Source organism: Variovorax sp. GW460-12-1-14-LB1, assembly GCF_059423605.1.
Genome location: NZ_JBWKYF010000055.1, coordinates 29,684 through 44,835, shown reverse-complemented (window position 1 = coordinate 44,835; position 15,152 = coordinate 29,684). Strand labels below are relative to the sequence as shown.

Genomic DNA, 15,152 nt, shown 5'->3' with positions numbered 1-15,152 from the left:
GTCATGGGGCGGCGCAGGGACGGTCGCGGGTCCGTCGTCCTACAAGCATATCGGTGTTTGCGGAGTCGACCGCGCGCGGGCCGGTCGCACAATGCGGCGGCTGTCCCCTGTGCGTCAAGTCTCCAAAGAACAAGCCATGCATCCATCGACCCCCGACTCCGTCCATGACCCGGCCGCGCCCGAGGCGGCCCCCACGCTTTCGGCCGAACTCGCCGCGCCCACCGTCAGCCGCGCCTACCGCTGCCAGTGCGGGCGCCCCGTGTTCCTGCGCAACAGCGAGTGCCTGGCCTGCCACACGCCGCTGGGCTACGTGATCGACCGCCTCGGCGTGGTGCCGCTGGCGCCCGCCGAAGGCGAGGGCGCCTTGCCCGACACCTTCACTGTCTTCGGCGACCCGCACGGCGCCACCTACCGCCGCTGCGCCAACCTCATGACGCCGGCCGCCTGCAACTGGATGGTGGCGCAGCCGCGCGAGGGCGAGACCATTCCGGCCGACACGCAGGGCCTGGCGCCCGGCTACTGCCTGGCCTGCAGCGTCACGCGCACCATCCCCGACCTGTCGGTGGAGGCCAACGGCGAACTCTGGCGCAAGCTCGAGATGCCCAAGCGCCGCCTGATCTCGCAGCTGCTCGCGCTCGGCCTGCCGGTGGTGAGCCGCCATGCCGATCCGGTGCACGGGCTGGCCTTCGACTTTCTCAGCAACATGCCGGGCGCCCCGCACGTGATGACGGGCCACGAGCACGGCCTGATCACGCTCAATGCCGAGGAGGCCGAAGACGCCGTGCGCGAGCGCATCCGCGCCGAGATGCACGAGCCCTACCGCACGCTGCTGGGGCACTTTCGCCACGAGATCGGCCACTACTACTGGGACCTGCTGGTGCTGCCCACGCGCTGGATCGACGACTACCGCGTGCTCTTCGGCGACGAGCGCGCCGACTACGGCGCCGCGCTGCAGCAGCACTACGAGCAGGGCCCGCCGCCCGACTGGGCGCAGCGCTTCGTCAGCAGCTACGCGAGCATGCACCCGTGGGAAGACTGGGCCGAGACCTGGGCCCACTACCTGCACATGGCGGACACCGCCGACACGGCGATGAGCTTCGGCATCGACGCGAGCAATGTGGAACTCACGAGCGACCTCTTCACCGCCGCCGACCTGTGGCAGCCCGAGCATCCCGACGCCGCGAAATTCCTCGACTTCATCAACGGCTGGGTGCTGCTGACCAGCATGCTCAACGAGCTGTCGCGCAGCATGGGCCAGCCCGACTACTACCCCTTCGTGCTGCCGCGCGCGGCGGTGGGCAAGCTGCAGTTCATCCACGGCGTGGTCACCGCGCAGCGCAGCGGCACGGCGCCGACGATGGTGACGGCGGGGGATGTGGCGGAAGCCGCGACGGAGGCTGCCGAGCCTGCACAGGGGCAGACCCAATCGCAGTCGCAGGGCGACGTCGCTCAGTCCTGAGGCGGCGGCTTTCCTGCGGCACAGCGCGCGCAGATGCAGGCCTGGCCGCGCAGCGCCGGCGGCAGCGTGTCGAGCGGCGCCAGCGAAAAATCGGCGGCCATGCACCAGCAGGGCGGCTGCGCCTGCCCGGTCTCGCGCTCGACCTCCATCGCGCAGCGGTTCGCCTCGCCGCACAGCGGACAGCGCGCGGTGTCGATGACCACCGTCATGCGAGCGCGAAGGCCGGCAGCTTCTTCGGCACCGCCACGTTGCGCAGCGTCGCGTACACCGGCAGGCCGTCGCGGTAGGCGGGGTAGTCCTCGCCCGCGATCAGCGGCAGCAGGTAGCGGCGGCACTTCTCGGTGATGCCGTAGCCGTCGTCCGAGATGAAGTCGCGCGGCATCGGCTTCTCGACATTGGCCACCGCTTCGAGCGGCGCCGCGCCCAGCGTGTACGCATAGGGCACGTCGCTCGTGCGCTCGATGGTCGGCATCACCGCGTTGCGGCCTTCGAGCGCCAGCTCGACCGCGCGCTGGCCCAGCTCGTAGGCCTGCTTCACGTCGGTGGCCGAGGCGATGTGCCGCGCCGCGCGCTGCAGGTAGTCGGCCACCGCCCAGTGGAACTTGTGGCCCAGCGCCTCCTTCACCATCTGCGCCACCACCGGCGCCGCGCCGCCCAGCTGGGCATGGCCGAAGGCATCGCACGCGCCCTGCTCGGCCAGGAAGGTGCCGTCGGGATGGTGGCAGCCTTCGGACACCACCACCGAGCAGTAGCCGTGCTGCTGCACCATGGCATCGACGCGCGCCAGGAAGCGGGCCGCGTCGAACTCGATCTCGGGGAACAGCACCACCACCGGAATGCCATGGTCGGCCACCAGCCCGCCGGCCGCGGCGATCCAGCCGGCATGGCGGCCCATCACCTCGAGCACGAACACCTTGGTGGAGGTGGCGGCCATCGAGCGCACGTCGAACGAGGCTTCGAGCGTGGACACCGCCACGTACTTCGCCACCGAGCCGAAGCCCGGGCAGCAGTCGGTCAGCGGCAGGTCGTTGTCGATGGTCTTGGGCACGTGGATGGCCTGCAGCGGGTAGCCCATCGACTGCGACAGCTGGCTCACCTTGAAGCAGGTGTCGGCCGAGTCGCCGCCGCCGTTGTAGAAGAAGTAGCCGATGCCGTGCGCCTTGAACACCTCGATCAGGCGCTCGTACTCACGGCGATTTTTTTCGAGCGACTTGAGCTTGTAGCGGCACGAGCCGAAGGCGCCCGAGGGCGTGGTGCGCAGCGCCGCGATCGCCTCGGCCGGCTCGGCGCTGGTGTCGATCAGGTCCTCGGTGAGCGCGCCGAGGATGCCGTTGCGTCCGGCATAGAGCGTGCCGATGCGGTCCGGGTGCTGGCGCGCCGTCTCGATCACGCCGCAGGCCGAGGCGTTGATGACCGAGGTGACGCCGCCCGACTGGGCGTAGAAGGCGTTGAGGATGGGCATGCGCGGCATTCTCCCGCAGCCCTTTCCATGGCGCCAGTGGTGCCAAATGCGGGGAGCTTCAGCGCCCGCCGAGGCCCATCGCGCGCGTGATCACCTCTTTCATGATCTCGTTGGTGCCGCCGTAGATGCGCTGCACGCGCGCGTCGGCGTACGCGCGGGTGATCGGGTACTCCCACATGAAGCCGTAGCCGCCGTGCAGCTGCACGCACTCGTCCATCACCTTGCACTGCAGGTCGCTGGTCCAGTACTTGGCCATGCTCGCGGTGGCGGTGTCGAGCTTCTCGGCCATGAGCAGCTCGATGCACTTGTCGACGAACACCTGCGCCACCTGCACCTCGGTCTGCAGCTCGGCCAGCGTGTAGCGCGTGTTCTGGTAGTTACCCACGGGCTGGCCGAACACCTTGCGCTCCTTCACGTAGGCCACGGTGTGGTCGATGGCCGCTTGCGACGCGGCCACCGCGCTGATCGCGATCTGCAGCCGCTCCCACGGCAGCTGCTCCATCAGGCAGACGAAGCCGCGGTTGACCTCGCCCAGCAGCGCGTCGGCGGGCAGGCGCACGTCGTTGAAGAACAGCTCCGAGGTGTCCTGCGCCTTCAGGCCCAGCTTCTTCAGGCGCTTGCCCTTCTCGAAGCCCGGCATGCCGCGCTCGACGAGGAACAGGCTCGTGCCCTTCGCGCCCGCGGCCGGGTCGGTCTTGGCGACCACGATCACCAGGTCGGCATGCCAGCCGTTGGTGATGAAGGTCTTGCTGCCATTGAGCAGGTAGCTGCCGTCGGCTTGCCGGATGGCGCTGGTCTTCACGGCCTGCAGGTCGCTGCCCGCGCCGGGTTCGCTCATGGCGATGGCGCCGACCATCTCGCCGCTGGCGAGCTTGGGCAGGTAGTGCTGCTTCTGCGCCTCGGTGCCGTAGCGCAGGATGTACGGCGCCACGATCTCGTTGTGCAGGCCGAAGCCGATGCCCGTGAAGCCGCGTGCCCACAGCTCCTCGAACTGGATCACCGAATACAGCAGGTCGGCGCCCGCACCGCCGTAGGTGTCGGGCAGTGCCATGCACAGGAAGCCGTTCTCGCCGGCCTTGGACCAGACGGCGCGGTCCACATAGCCCTGCTCTTCCCAGTCGTCGTGGAAGGGCGCGATCTCCTTGTCCATGAAGCGGCGGAAGCTGTCGCGGAAGGCCTCGTGGTCGGCGGTGAAAAGGGTGCGTTCGATGGTCATGGGGACGTCAGCGGATTTCGAAAACTGGGGGGCGCTTCTGCAGGAAGGCGCTCACGCCTTCACGGAAGCTGGGGCGGTCGATGAGCGCGCGCTGGCGCTCGCTCTCGTAGTGCAGTTGTTCCTTCAGTGTGTGGTGCTCCGAGGCCTCGAAGGCCTCGCGCGCTTCGAGCACTGCGTGCGCCGGCAGGCGCGCGAGGCGCTGCGCGATGGCGCGGGCCTCGTCCATCAGTTGCTCGTCGTCGGCGCAGGCCCAGATCAGGCCCCACTGCACGGCGCGTCCGGCGCTCAGGCGCTCGTCGAGCAGCGCCATGCCCATCGCGCGTGCACGACCGGCGCGTCGTGGAATGGCCCAGGTGCAACCCAGGTCGGGCACGATGCCCAGCTTGGGCAGGAACGGGAGGTAGAAGTAGGCACTGCGCGCCGCAATGGTCACGTCGGCCGCGAGCGCCAGGCCCACGCCCGCACCGGCCGCCGGACCGTTGACCGCTGCCACCACCGGCACCGGCAGCGTGCGCAGCGTCTCGATGAGCGGGTTGCTGAGCTTCTGCATCCACTCGGCGGTCTGGTCGCCGAGCGTCTGGCCGGGTTCGCCGGGCGGCGCCATCGCGCTCAGGTCGGCGCCCACGCAGAAGGCCTTGCCGGCGCCGGTGAGGATCACGGCGCGCACCGTGCGGTCGTCGCGGATGCGCTCGAGCGCGTCGCGCAACTCGACCTGCAGGTCTTTCGCGATCGGGTTCAGCTTGTGCGGCAGGTTCAGCGTGAGCGTGGCGATGCCGTCGGCCTGCTCGCACAGCACGCAGGGTTGGGGTGTGGGTTGCGGCGCGGTCATGCGAGCGCTGCGCCAGAAGTGGTGGTCATGGGCGTGTCCCTTTCAAGGCCAAGAAGGAAAACGGACGCCCAAAGCAAAAAGCCGCCTGTCGTCACGGCGGCGCGCGGTGCTGCTCCCTGCGGGGGCGGTCCATGGCATCGAGGTTCGATGCCACGGCGCCCGCGGTCAAGCCGGGGACAACCCGTGCAGTGCCAGTCGCCAAGGCGACCGCACGCGAGCTTGTGCGCGCGAGGCCGGGTTCGGCAGCGCGGCGGGCTGCGCGTCCGACACCGAGATGCACGACGACTCCAGCGCCGACACCAGCACGCGCCGGTGCTCGGTGCTCTCGAAGCGCTCGCCCGGCCCGAGCACGATGTCGCGCGGGTCGCGGTCGAGCGTGATCCACACCGCGCCGCTGCGGCATTCGATGCCCACGCCCGCGCCGTCGGGCACGGCGAAGACGGCGCGGCTGGGCAGGCTCACGTGGAAGCGCGAGCTCGACGAGGAGAAAAAGGTGGAAGGGGACCGGTCGGTGGTGCTCATGGGAACCTCCATTGCATTCGTGATACGAATGAATATAGTGAGCCGAACCCTCTCTTACACGCGGTCATTCGGAACTCGTTGCATGCCTACAGAGAATGCGAAAACCCCTGCCGGCGAGCTCCCGCCGCTCGAGCTGCTGCGCAGCTTCGAGGCCGCCGCGCGCCGGCTCAGCTTCACGCTGGCGGCGGGCGAGCTGCACCTCACGCAGTCGGCCGTGAGCCGGCAGATCCAGCAGCTCGAAGCCAGCCTGGGCGTGCTGCTGTTCGAGCGCCGCCACCGTGCGCTCGCGCTCACCGAGGCCGGCGGCGTGCTGCAGCGCGCCGTCACCGACAGCCTGGAGCGCCTGCGCGACGCCACCGCGCGCGTGCGCGCCAGCGCCGCGCCGCGGCAGGTGTCGATCACCACCACGCCGGGCTTCGCGTCGCTGTGGCTCATTCCGAAACTGGCGCGCTTCACCAGCACGCATCCGCAGGTCGACGTGCGTGTGTCAGCCACGCTCGACGTGCTCGACCTGGACGTGAGCCGGCTGGACCTTGCGGTGCGCTTCGTTCCCATCGGGCGCGGCGTGGGCCCGGCGCTGTTCGAGGAATCGGTGATCCCGCTGTGCGCGCCGCAGGTGGCCGCGTCGCTGCGCGAGCTGTCCGATTTTTCCAAGCTCACGCTGCTGACCATCGAATACCCGGACCACAGCGAAGCCCCGACCGCCGACTGGGAGCCGTGGCTCAAGGTGATGGTGCTGGAAGACCTGCGCATGAAGAGCACGCTGCGCTTCTCGCAGTACGCCGATGCGGTGGCCGCCGCGGTGGCGGGGCAGGGCGTGGTCATCGGGCGCCTGCCGCTGCTGCGCGAACTGGTGCGCGACGGCCGGCTCGTGGCGCCGCTCGGCCAGGGCGTGGCATCGCACCGCGGCTACTTCATCGAGATGTCGCGGCGCGCCGCGGGCAACCGCGACGCGCAGGACTTCGCGCAATGGCTGCGCGACGAGGCGGAGGCCGCGCAGCGGAGCTGACGAAGGGCCGCCGCCCGCCTGCCGATCAACCTGGCAGCAGCACCTTGTTGACGACGTGGATCACGCCGTTCGACTGGTAGACATTGGCGATCGTCACCGCCGCCGTGCCGCCCTTGGCGTCGGTCACCCACACCGTGCCGCCGCTCATCGTCGCCGTGAGCGTGCCGCCGCTGGCGGTCTTGAGCATCGCCTTGCCGCCGCCTGCGTTGATCGCGCTCGTCAGCGCCGCGCTGTCCATGCGCCCGGGCACCACGTGGTAGGTCAGCACCTTGGTGAGCGTGGCCTTGTTCTCGGGCTTGAGCAGCGTGTCGACCGTGCCGGCCGGCAGCGCCGCGAACGAGGCGTTGGTGGGCGCGAACACCGTGAACGGGCCCGGGCTCTTGAGCGTGGCCACCAGGTCGGCCGCCTTCACCGCGGCGACCAGCGTCGTGTGGTCCTTCGAATTCACCGCGTTGTCGACGATGTCCTTCGTCGGGTACATCGGCGCGCCGCCGACCATGGGGGTGGCGGCACTGCTGCTGGCGTTGCTCATGCCACTGCCGGCGCACGCGCCGAGCAGGACCGACACGCCGAGGGCGATCACGAGTTTTTTCATGGATGTCTCCTGGAAGGAAAGGCTCTGTGGAAACCGCCAACAGCTCGGAGGCGCGATGCGCTTGAGATGCCATACGGCGCGATGTGCGAAGCGGATTCAACCGATGTGCCCTGTCAGCTTTGCGCCACAGCGCGCCGCGCCGGGCTTGCGCACGGCGAAGGCCCTCGCCAGAATCCGCCCTTCCTTTTTCAGCGACCGTTTTTCCAGACACCGCGCACGGCGACGATCAACCTCCCGGGCGAGAACACCATTCAATGAACCGTTCACTGAACACCTGACGCACACCGACCGCCCCGGCCGGATGTGCACCTTCGCATCCGCCGCGGCCGAATCGACAAGGGCCCCGCGCGCAACTGCATTCGCCGGGGCCTTTTTGTTTTTTCGGAGTGTGTGCACATGAGTGCTCAACGAAAGGCCCGCGACGACGACAAGCGTCTGGGCCGGTTCTACTTTGCGGTGCCCGCGTCGGCACCGCGCAATCCCGTGGTGGCCGCGATGGCCCGCCGCGAATCCAGCCAGGGCGCGGGCCGCCACCTGCGCACCCACCGCGCCGAGCGGCGCGCGCAGAAGGTGGCGTTGCAGAAAGCCGCGCGCGACTTCGGGCGGAGGGCCGACGATGCGTGACGACATGGACAAGGTGATCGTCGAGCGTCCGCGCGGCGGCTGGCGCGTGCAGGGCGATGGCCGCCCGTGGCGCAACAGCCCCGAGCGCGGTTCGCACCTGGGCATGAAGCGCGGCCTGCAGCATCCGAAGTGGCTGAGCGAAAACCTCCAGCCGCTCAAGCGCTGGCTGCACAAGCAGGTGCACCGGCCGTGGGACAAGGTGTACGCCGAGCTGTGCGCGGGCATCGATCGCCGCAGCACGGTGCAGGCGCACATCTTCCTGCACGTCGACGACTTCGTGGCGCGCGACGCGGTGCTGTGCGACGGCGAAGTGCGGGTGCGGCCCTACCGCTGGGGAACCCGCGACGGCGTGCCGCTGCACGAAGCGCCGGGCGTCGAGCTGTTCGTGCACCCGGTCACCGGCATCCTGCTGCCGAACCGGCGTCTGCGCGAGGCGCGCGCGGCGCGCCGTGTGGACCGGGCCGCGCGGCGCGGCGGCACGCCTTACGCGGTCTTCCACGTGATCGACGAGACCACGCAGTGGCACTGCGTCGAGGGTTGCTGGTTCGAGGTCGTGCTGGCGAAGTTTCCCGAGCGCACAGGCACGGCGCAGCCGGAGCCCAGGTGCTATGACGTGCTGCGCCGCTGCATGGTCACGCGCTGCGGTGCGGCGCGACGTTCCGCGCCGGGCCTGCCCACGCACTTCGACATGTATGGGCGTCACGATGTCTATGCCGTCGCCAAGCGCCAGCTGAGCCGGCGCGAGGTGCGGGCGCGGTTGGGGGATGCGGCGTGAGGCGGCGTGTCGGTGATCAGGGCGTGGGACGTACCGGCACCTTCGCCCGCGGCAGCAGCAGAAACGCCAGCGTCCCCGCCGCCAGCATCCCGCTCACCGTAAGGAACACCGCGCGGAACGGCTCGCTGCCCTGGGCCACGGCCCAGGAGGCGGCGACGCCGGTGGTCCATTGCATCAGCGAGACGCCCAGGAACATGGCCATGTTGAGCAGCGCCATCGCACGGCCCGTCACGGCCGCCGGGTAGGCGTTCTTGGTGTACGCGTACAGCAGCACGCTGTAGCCCGAGAGCATGCCGTAGACGATCGGCAGGCCGATGTCGATGGCGCGCGACTGCGTGAGGGCCATGGCGGCGAACATCGCCGCGCCGGCGAAGGCGCAGCGCATCATCCAGCGCGTGCGGCGCGCGCCGCCGGGGTCGAGGCGGCCGAACAGCATGGGGCTGGCCATGCCGGCGACGGTCATCACCAGCGCCACGTTGCCGCTGGCCACGAGCGAGAGGCCGTGGCGGTCGTGCAGCACGGGGCCGAGCCACAGGCCGCGCAGCGTGATGAAGGCGGCATACGACACGCAGGCGAAGCACAGCAGGCCGAGCGTGTGCGGCATGGCGAACAGCGGCAGCAGGTCGCGCACGGCCTGGCGCAGCGACTGGCGCTCGGGTGCGGGTTCGTCCGATGCGATCGTTGTTGTCGTGCGTGCGGGCTCGTGCACGCGCCAGAAGATGACGATCCACGAGAGCACGGCGAAGGCGGTCAGCGCGGCATAGCCGGCGCGCCACGAGGCGGCCTCGATCAGCAGCGCCAGCGGCGTGCCGGTGAACAGGATGCCCATGCCCGCGAGGCTCATCACCAGCCCCGACATGGCGGTGAAACGCGCGGCGTCGAAGTGCCGCGCGATGAACACGGTGCAGGCCAGGAAGGCCGGCGCGCAGCCCACGCCGATCAGCGCCTGCCCCAGCAGCAGCGCGCCGAAGCCCGGCGCCACGGTGCACAGCGCGGCGCCCGCAATGGCGAGCGGAAAGGCGGTGAGCACGGTGCGGCGCACGCCGAAGTGGTCGATCGACACGCCCATCGCGAGCTGCATGATGCCGAAGGTGAAATGGAAGGTGCCGGCCCACGTGCCCAGCGCCTGCGGCGTGAGTCCGAAGTGCTGCGTGAGCGGCGTGGCCATCATGGCGCCGACGGTGCGAAAGGCCTGGCTCAGCGCGAAGGCGGTGGCCAGTGCGACCAGCATGGCCGCGGCCGAGGTCGACCCGCGGGTCGGGGGCGGCGAAGCCGCGTGCTTGTTCATCGGGAGAGACGGAGACCGGAGAGAGAAGAGGGCGGCGTCGATGCTACCGGCATGTCGCGCCCCATGCAGAACGGCGCCCGAGGGCGCCGTTCGTTGCGTGTCTCCGAGGCGTCAGCGCCGGCGGTGGCCGGCACTGCGCAAGGCGCGCGTCAGGCCGCGGCCTTCACCTTCAGGCGCCAGGCGTGCAGCAGCGGCTCGGTGTAGCCGCTGGGCTGCTCGATGCCCTTGAACACGAGGTCCTGCGCGGCCTTGTAGGCGGCCGAGGTGTCGAAGTGGCCGGCCATCGGCTGGTACAGCGCGTCGCCGGCGTTCTGCTCGTCGACCACCTTGGCCATGCGCTGGAAGGCCTCGTCGACCTGCGCCTTCGTGACCACGCCGTGCAGCAGCCAGTTGGCGATGTGCTGGCTGGAGATGCGCAGCGTGGCGCGGTCTTCCATGAGGCCGACGTTGTGGATGTCGGGCACCTTCGAGCAGCCCACGCCCTGGTCGACCCAGCGCACCACGTAGCCCAGGATGCCCTGCACGTTGTTGTCGATTTCCTGCTGCTTCTCGGCGTCGGTCCACTTGGCTTCGGCGGCGATCGGCACCTGCAGCAGCGCGTTCAGGATGTTCTCGCGCTCGCCGTCGGCGTCGATCTTTTCCAGTTCCTGCTGCACCGCGGTCACGCTGACCTGGTGGTAGTGCAGCGCGTGCAGCGTGGCGGCGGTGGGCGAGGGCACCCAGGCGGTGTTGGCGCCGGCCTTGGGGTGGGCGATCTTCTGCTCGAGCATGGCGGCCATCAGGTCGGGCATGGCCCACATGCCCTTGCCGATCTGCGCCTTGCCGCGCAGGCCGCAGTTCAGGCCGACGAGCACGTTGTTCTTTTCGTAGGCACCGATCCAGGCGCTGGACTTCATGTCGCCCTTGCGGATCATCGGGCCGCCCTGCATGGCGGTGTGCATCTCGTCGCCGGTGCGGTCCAGGAAGCCGGTGTTGATGAAGGCCACGCGCGCGGCGGCTTCGGCGATGCAGGCCTGCAGGTTCACGCTGGTGCGGCGCTCCTCGTCCATGATGCCGAGCTTGACGGTGTTGGCGGGCAGGCCCAGCAGCTGCTCGACGCGGCCGAACAGCTCGCTGGCAAAGGCGACTTCGGCCGGGCCGTGCATCTTGGGCTTGACGATGTAGATGCTGCCGGTGCGCGAGTTGCCCTTGCGCTTGACGTCGATCATGGCGATGGTGGTGGTGACCACGGCGTCCAGGATGCCTTCGGGGATCTCCTTGCCGCCTTCGTACAGGATGGCCGGGTTGGTCATCAGGTGGCCCACGTTGCGCAGGAACATGAGCGAGCGGCCGTGCAGCTTCAGCGGCTGGCCGTTGGCGCCGGTGTACTCGCGGTCGGCGTTCAGGCCGCGCGTGAAGGTCTTGCCGCCCTTGGCGACTTCTTCGGTGAGCGTGCCCTGCACGATGCCCAGCCAGTTGGCGTACGCGACGACCTTGTCGGCCGCGTCGACCACGGCCACCGAGTCTTCCAGGTCGAGGATGGTCGAGAGCGCGGCTTCGAGCACGAGGTCGCTCACGCCGGCCGCATCGCTCTTGCCGATGGCGGTGCTGCGGTCGATGCGGATGTCCAGGTGGATGCCGTTGTGCTTGAGCAGCACCGACGACGGCGCGGCGGCGTCGCCCTGGTAGCCGACGAACTGCGACGCATCGGCCAGGCCGGTGGTGCTGCCCTGCAGCGCGACGACCAGCTGGCCGTCCTTCACGCTGTAGCCGGTGGCGTTCTTGTGCGAACCGTTGGCCAGCGGGGCGGCCTGATCGAGCACGTTGCGTGCGAACTCGATGACCTTGGCGCCGCGCACGGGGTTGTAGCCCTTGCCCTTTTCGGCGCCGCCGGTTTCGGGAATGGCGTCGGTGCCGTACAGCGCGTCGTACAGCGAACCCCAGCGCGCGTTGGCGGCGTTCAGGGCGTAGCGCGCGTTCAGGATCGGCACCACCAGCTGCGGGCCGGCCTGCAGCGCGAGCTCGGAGTCGACGTTGGCCGTGGTGGCCTTCACGCCCTTGGGTTGCGGCAGCAGGTAGCCGATCTTTTCCAGGAAGGCGCGGTAGGCCGGCATGTCGGCGATCGGGCCGGGGTTCTTCTTGTGCCAGGCGTCGAGTTCGCTCTGCAGGCGGTCGCGCTCGGCGAGCAGGGCGACGTTCTTGGGCGCCAGGTCATGGACGATGGCGTCGAAGCCCTTCCAGAACACGTCGCTGGCCACGCCGCTGGCGGGCAGGACCTTCTCTTCGACGAAGCGGTGCAGTTCGGTCGCGACCTGGAGTCGGTGGGCGGTGGTGCGGTCGGTCATGTGTTTCTCCTTGGGGAACGCAATGCAAAAAACAGGAAATCGGGGGCGGCGCAGCAGTGGGGCGCACTTGCCCCAGGTGAAGCCATGGGAGAACTGTATTCGATACTTTGTCGGCCAGTAAGAGCCGAAAGTGAGATTTATCTGTGACAAAAATGAAGGTAATCGAACAAGGTCCCAGTCCCGCTTCAAAGGGTAGGCCCTGAGGCCGGGCCGGTGGCAGCTGTATATATTTAACTTCTTAAATAATCAGCTCCCGCCGCAATGATCCTCCTGGCTTCCAACGAAAACCCGCTCGGCATGCCCGAGTCGGCCCGCCGCGCCGCCGCCGCCGCCCTCGAAGGTGCGGGCAACTACCCCGACAGCAACGGCACCGCGCTCAAGCAGGCGCTGGCCGCGCGGCTCGACGTGCCGCCCGAGTGGCTCACGCTGGGCAGCGGGTCGAGCGAGATCCTCGAGCTCGCGGCGCAGGTCAGCCTCAAGCCGGGCGAGAACGTCGTCTATTCGCAGTACGGCTTCATCGTCTATGCGGCGGCCACGGCGCACGCCCACGCGCGCGCCACCGTCGTGCCTTCGCGCGACTTCGGCCACGACCTGGACGCGATGCGCGCCGCCATCGGCGACGACACCAAGCTGGTCTTCGTGGCCAACCCGAACAACCCGACCGGCACCTTCATCGATGCTGCGCCGCTGCGCGAGTTTCTGCAATCGGTGCCCGCGCACGTGACGGTGCTGCTCGACGAGGCCTACACCGAGTACCTGTCGCCCGCGCAGCGCTACGACAGCATCGAATGGGTGCGCCGCCTGCCCAACCTGATCGTGGCGCGCACTTTTTCCAAGGCCTTCGGCCTGGCGGGGCTGCGCATCGGCTACGGCGTGTCGCAGCCGGCGCTCACGGCGCGCATGAACGCGCACCGCCCGCGCTTCAACGTGACGACGCCGGCCCAGGCTGCGGCCGTGGCGGCGCTGGGCGACGCCGACTTTCTGGCGCGCACCTACGAACTCAACACCGCCGGGCGCGAACAGCTCGCCGCGGGCTTCACCGCGCTGGGCCTGCCGCACGTGCCGTCGTCGGGCAACTTCGTGATGGTGCAGGTCGGTGATGCGCCGGCCGTGCACGCGCGCCTGCTGGCCGCCGGCATCGAGGTCTCGCTGCTCGGCCCTTATGGCCTGCCGCAATGGCTGCGCGTGAGCGTCGGCCTGCCGGCGCAGAACGAGGCGCTGCTGGCCGCGCTGCGCTGAAGACCCCACGCACACCGAAGAACAACCACCCCGAGGAGACCGCCCCATGCAACGCCGCCAGTTCGCAGCGCAGGCCGCTGCCGTCATCACCGCCACGGCCCTCGCGCCGATGGCGTTCGCGCAGGAGCGCACGGTGCGCATCCTGATCGGCTTTCCGCCGGGCGGCTCGGCCGACGTGGTCGCGCGGATCCTGGCCGACAAGATGCGCGTGTCGCTCGGACAGAACGTCATCGTCGACAACAAGCCCGGCGCGGCCGGCCGGCTCGCGCTGGCCGAACTCAAGCGCTCGCCGCCGGACGGCAGCGTGCTCATCTTCTCGCCCAGCGGCGCGATGGTGATCCACCCGTGGCTGTACGCGAACCTCGGCTACGACACGGTGAAAGACTTCACGCCGATCTCGCTCGGCAGCACCTTCGACTTCGCGGTGACGGCCGGACCGGGCGCGCCGGCGGGTGACCTGAAGGCGGTGCTGGCCTGGATGAAGGCCAACCCGGGCAAGGCCAACTACGCGACCTCGGGCGCCGGCACGGTGCCGCACTTCGCGGGCCAGCTGCTGGCGCAGGCCTCGGGCGTGCCGATGACGCACGTCGCCTACCGCGGCGGCGCGCCGGCCGCGCAGGACCTCATCGGCGGACAGGTGCCGCTGATGGTCGACACCGCCTCGGAAACCATCGAGCACCACCGCGCGGGCAAGGTCCGCATCCTCGCGGTGACAGGCGAAAAGCGCAGCCGCGCGCTGCCCGACGTGCCGACGCTGAAAGAGGCCGGCATCAACGTGACGGCCGATGCCTTCTTCGGCTTGTATGGCCCGCCGGGCATGTCGCCCGAGCTGGTCGCGCGCATCGACAAGGCCGTGGCCGACGCGCTGCGCCTGCCCGACGTGCAGGAAAAGATCTACGCGCTGGGCCTCGTGCCGGCGCATGCGGGGCCGGCGGAGCTGGCGACGATCCAGGCGACGCACCTGAAGCGGTGGGAACTGCCGATCAAGAACTCCGGCTTCAAAGCCGAATCCTGATGCTCAGACCTGCCCGCTGAGCGCCTTCGCCGCCGCGCGCACGGGCTCGATGTAGGCCGCGTCATAGCGGTGCGTTGGCATCGTCAGCGTGACCGCCGCGGCCAGGCCGCCATCCGCATGGAACACCGGCGCCGAGATGCCCGCCAGCTCGGCCGTGCGGTCGCCCACCAGCGCGCAATAGCCTTGCGCGCGGATCGCGTCGTACAGCTTGCGCTCCCTGGCGCCGCGCGGCCGTTCGGCCTCGGGCCCGAAGGCGATCAGCACGCGCGCGCCCGCGCCCCGGTCGTTGGGCAGCAGGTCGCCTGCGCGCACGTGGTCGCGCACGACGTGCGACGAATCGACGCGGAACTGGCACAGCCGCACCCAGCTGTCGCCCTGGTCCTGCCGCACGTGGTACGCCGCGCTCTCGCCGGTGGCGGCGGCGAGCGTGCGCAGCACCGGCACCACGAGGCGGTCGAGCGACTGCGACGCCGCGTACAGCCCGTGCAGCCGCGCGATCTCCAGCCCCAGCGCATAGCGCCCGTCGTCCTGCCGGCGGATCAGCCGCGCATGTTCGAGCGAGGCCAGCAGGCGCAGCACCGTGCTCTTGTACAGCTGCGTGCGCTCGGCGAACTGCGCGAGCGACAGCGCCTCGTCGCCGGGCCGGAAGGCCGACAGCAGGCTCAGCGCGCGGTCGACCGCGGCGGCGCCGCCGGGGGCGGCGTTGAGGTCGGACACCGATTCGGTCTGGGCTTTGCGGGGCATGGCGTGGCTTGACAGTCGGCGGGCTTGCCGATTTAATTCTGTTTGTCAGAA

The 15,152-nt window shown here is 69.7% G+C and carries 14 protein-coding genes and 1 pseudogene; 6 read left to right on the top strand and 9 right to left on the bottom strand.

Features of this window, described 5'->3' with window-relative positions; all coding sequences use genetic code 11:
• The first annotated feature begins 136 nt into the window (after nucleotides 1-136).
• A complete protein-coding gene (locus AC07Y4_RS23815) occupies nucleotides 137-1,459 on the top strand; it encodes a zinc-binding metallopeptidase family protein (RefSeq protein WP_487848745.1) in 1,323 nt (440 codons plus the stop codon).
• Here the strand turns inward: AC07Y4_RS23815 and AC07Y4_RS23810 are convergent.
• The 5 genes from AC07Y4_RS23810 to AC07Y4_RS23790 form a co-directional block, all read right to left on the bottom strand.
• Nucleotides 1,450-1,668: a cysteine-rich CWC family protein gene (locus AC07Y4_RS23810; RefSeq protein ID WP_095743338.1), complete on the bottom strand. Its 219-nt coding sequence runs from the start codon at nucleotides 1,666-1,668 to the stop codon at nucleotides 1,450-1,452. The genes AC07Y4_RS23815 and AC07Y4_RS23810 overlap by 10 nt on opposite strands.
• On the bottom strand, nucleotides 1,665-2,921 hold the full coding sequence (locus tag AC07Y4_RS23805; RefSeq protein WP_487848744.1) for a 6-phosphofructokinase: 1,257 nt from the start codon (nucleotides 2,919-2,921) through the stop codon (nucleotides 1,665-1,667). The genes AC07Y4_RS23810 and AC07Y4_RS23805 overlap by 4 nt, the downstream gene beginning before the upstream one ends.
• A 58-nt stretch (nucleotides 2,922-2,979) precedes the next feature.
• Entirely contained in the window at nucleotides 2,980-4,137 is a 1,158-nt protein-coding gene (locus AC07Y4_RS23800; protein WP_095949712.1) for an acyl-CoA dehydrogenase family protein, read from the bottom strand.
• Nucleotides 4,138-4,144: 7 nt separating this feature from the next.
• Nucleotides 4,145-4,966, bottom strand: a complete 822-nt coding sequence (locus AC07Y4_RS23795; RefSeq protein ID WP_487848743.1) for an enoyl-CoA hydratase-related protein — start codon at nucleotides 4,964-4,966, stop codon at nucleotides 4,145-4,147.
• Between the two features lie 165 nt (nucleotides 4,967-5,131).
• The gene (locus AC07Y4_RS23790; RefSeq protein WP_062479754.1) at nucleotides 5,132-5,488 is read right to left on the bottom strand and encodes a DUF2917 domain-containing protein; all 357 of its coding nucleotides are present in this window, start codon (nucleotides 5,486-5,488) and stop codon (nucleotides 5,132-5,134) included.
• Between the two features lie 82 nt (nucleotides 5,489-5,570).
• Here AC07Y4_RS23790 and AC07Y4_RS23785 point away from each other — a divergent pair, with 82 nt between their 5' ends.
• Nucleotides 5,571-6,497, top strand: coding sequence for a LysR substrate-binding domain-containing protein (locus tag AC07Y4_RS23785; protein ID WP_487848742.1), 927 nt, complete (start codon nucleotides 5,571-5,573; stop codon nucleotides 6,495-6,497).
• A 25-nt stretch (nucleotides 6,498-6,522) separates the two neighbouring features.
• On the opposite strand, the gene AC07Y4_RS23780 is transcribed toward AC07Y4_RS23785, so the two are convergent.
• Nucleotides 6,523-7,092 carry a fasciclin domain-containing protein gene (locus AC07Y4_RS23780; RefSeq protein WP_139702187.1) on the bottom strand — a complete coding sequence of 190 codons (570 nt, stop codon included), beginning with the start codon at nucleotides 7,090-7,092 and terminating at the stop codon, nucleotides 6,523-6,525.
• 396 nt (nucleotides 7,093-7,488) lie between these two features.
• On the opposite strand from AC07Y4_RS23780, the gene AC07Y4_RS23775 reads away from it, so the two are divergent.
• Nucleotides 7,489-7,716, top strand: coding sequence for a hypothetical protein (locus AC07Y4_RS23775; protein ID WP_062479749.1), 228 nt, complete (start codon nucleotides 7,489-7,491; stop codon nucleotides 7,714-7,716).
• Nucleotides 7,709-8,491, top strand: coding sequence for a hypothetical protein (locus AC07Y4_RS23770; RefSeq protein WP_487848741.1), 783 nt, complete (start codon nucleotides 7,709-7,711; stop codon nucleotides 8,489-8,491). Before AC07Y4_RS23775 ends, AC07Y4_RS23770 begins: the two co-directional genes overlap by 8 nt.
• Before the next feature lie 16 nt (nucleotides 8,492-8,507).
• On the opposite strand, the gene AC07Y4_RS23765 is transcribed toward AC07Y4_RS23770, so the two are convergent.
• Together AC07Y4_RS23765 and AC07Y4_RS23760 are read right to left on the bottom strand one after the other, a co-directional pair.
• Nucleotides 8,508-9,779: an MFS transporter gene (locus tag AC07Y4_RS23765; protein WP_487848740.1), complete on the bottom strand. Its 1,272-nt coding sequence runs from the start codon at nucleotides 9,777-9,779 to the stop codon at nucleotides 8,508-8,510.
• A 149-nt stretch (nucleotides 9,780-9,928) separates the two neighbouring features.
• The gene (locus AC07Y4_RS23760) at nucleotides 9,929-12,103 is read right to left on the bottom strand and encodes a malate synthase G (RefSeq protein ID WP_487848739.1); all 2,175 of its coding nucleotides are present in this window, start codon (nucleotides 12,101-12,103) and stop codon (nucleotides 9,929-9,931) included.
• A 255-nt stretch (nucleotides 12,104-12,358) separates the two neighbouring features.
• Here AC07Y4_RS23760 and hisC point away from each other — a divergent pair.
• Nucleotides 12,359-13,342, top strand: a pseudogene (gene hisC / locus AC07Y4_RS23755) (histidinol-phosphate transaminase); the annotation flags it as partial.
• A 46-nt stretch (nucleotides 13,343-13,388) separates the two neighbouring features.
• On the top strand, nucleotides 13,389-14,357 hold the full coding sequence (locus AC07Y4_RS23750; protein ID WP_159273627.1) for a Bug family tripartite tricarboxylate transporter substrate binding protein: 969 nt from the start codon (nucleotides 13,389-13,391) through the stop codon (nucleotides 14,355-14,357).
• A 3-nt stretch (nucleotides 14,358-14,360) separates the two neighbouring features.
• On the opposite strand, the gene AC07Y4_RS23745 is transcribed toward AC07Y4_RS23750, so the two are convergent.
• Nucleotides 14,361-15,101: an IclR family transcriptional regulator gene (locus tag AC07Y4_RS23745; protein WP_487848738.1), complete on the bottom strand. Its 741-nt coding sequence runs from the start codon at nucleotides 15,099-15,101 to the stop codon at nucleotides 14,361-14,363.
• Nucleotides 15,102-15,152 lie beyond the last annotated feature (51 nt).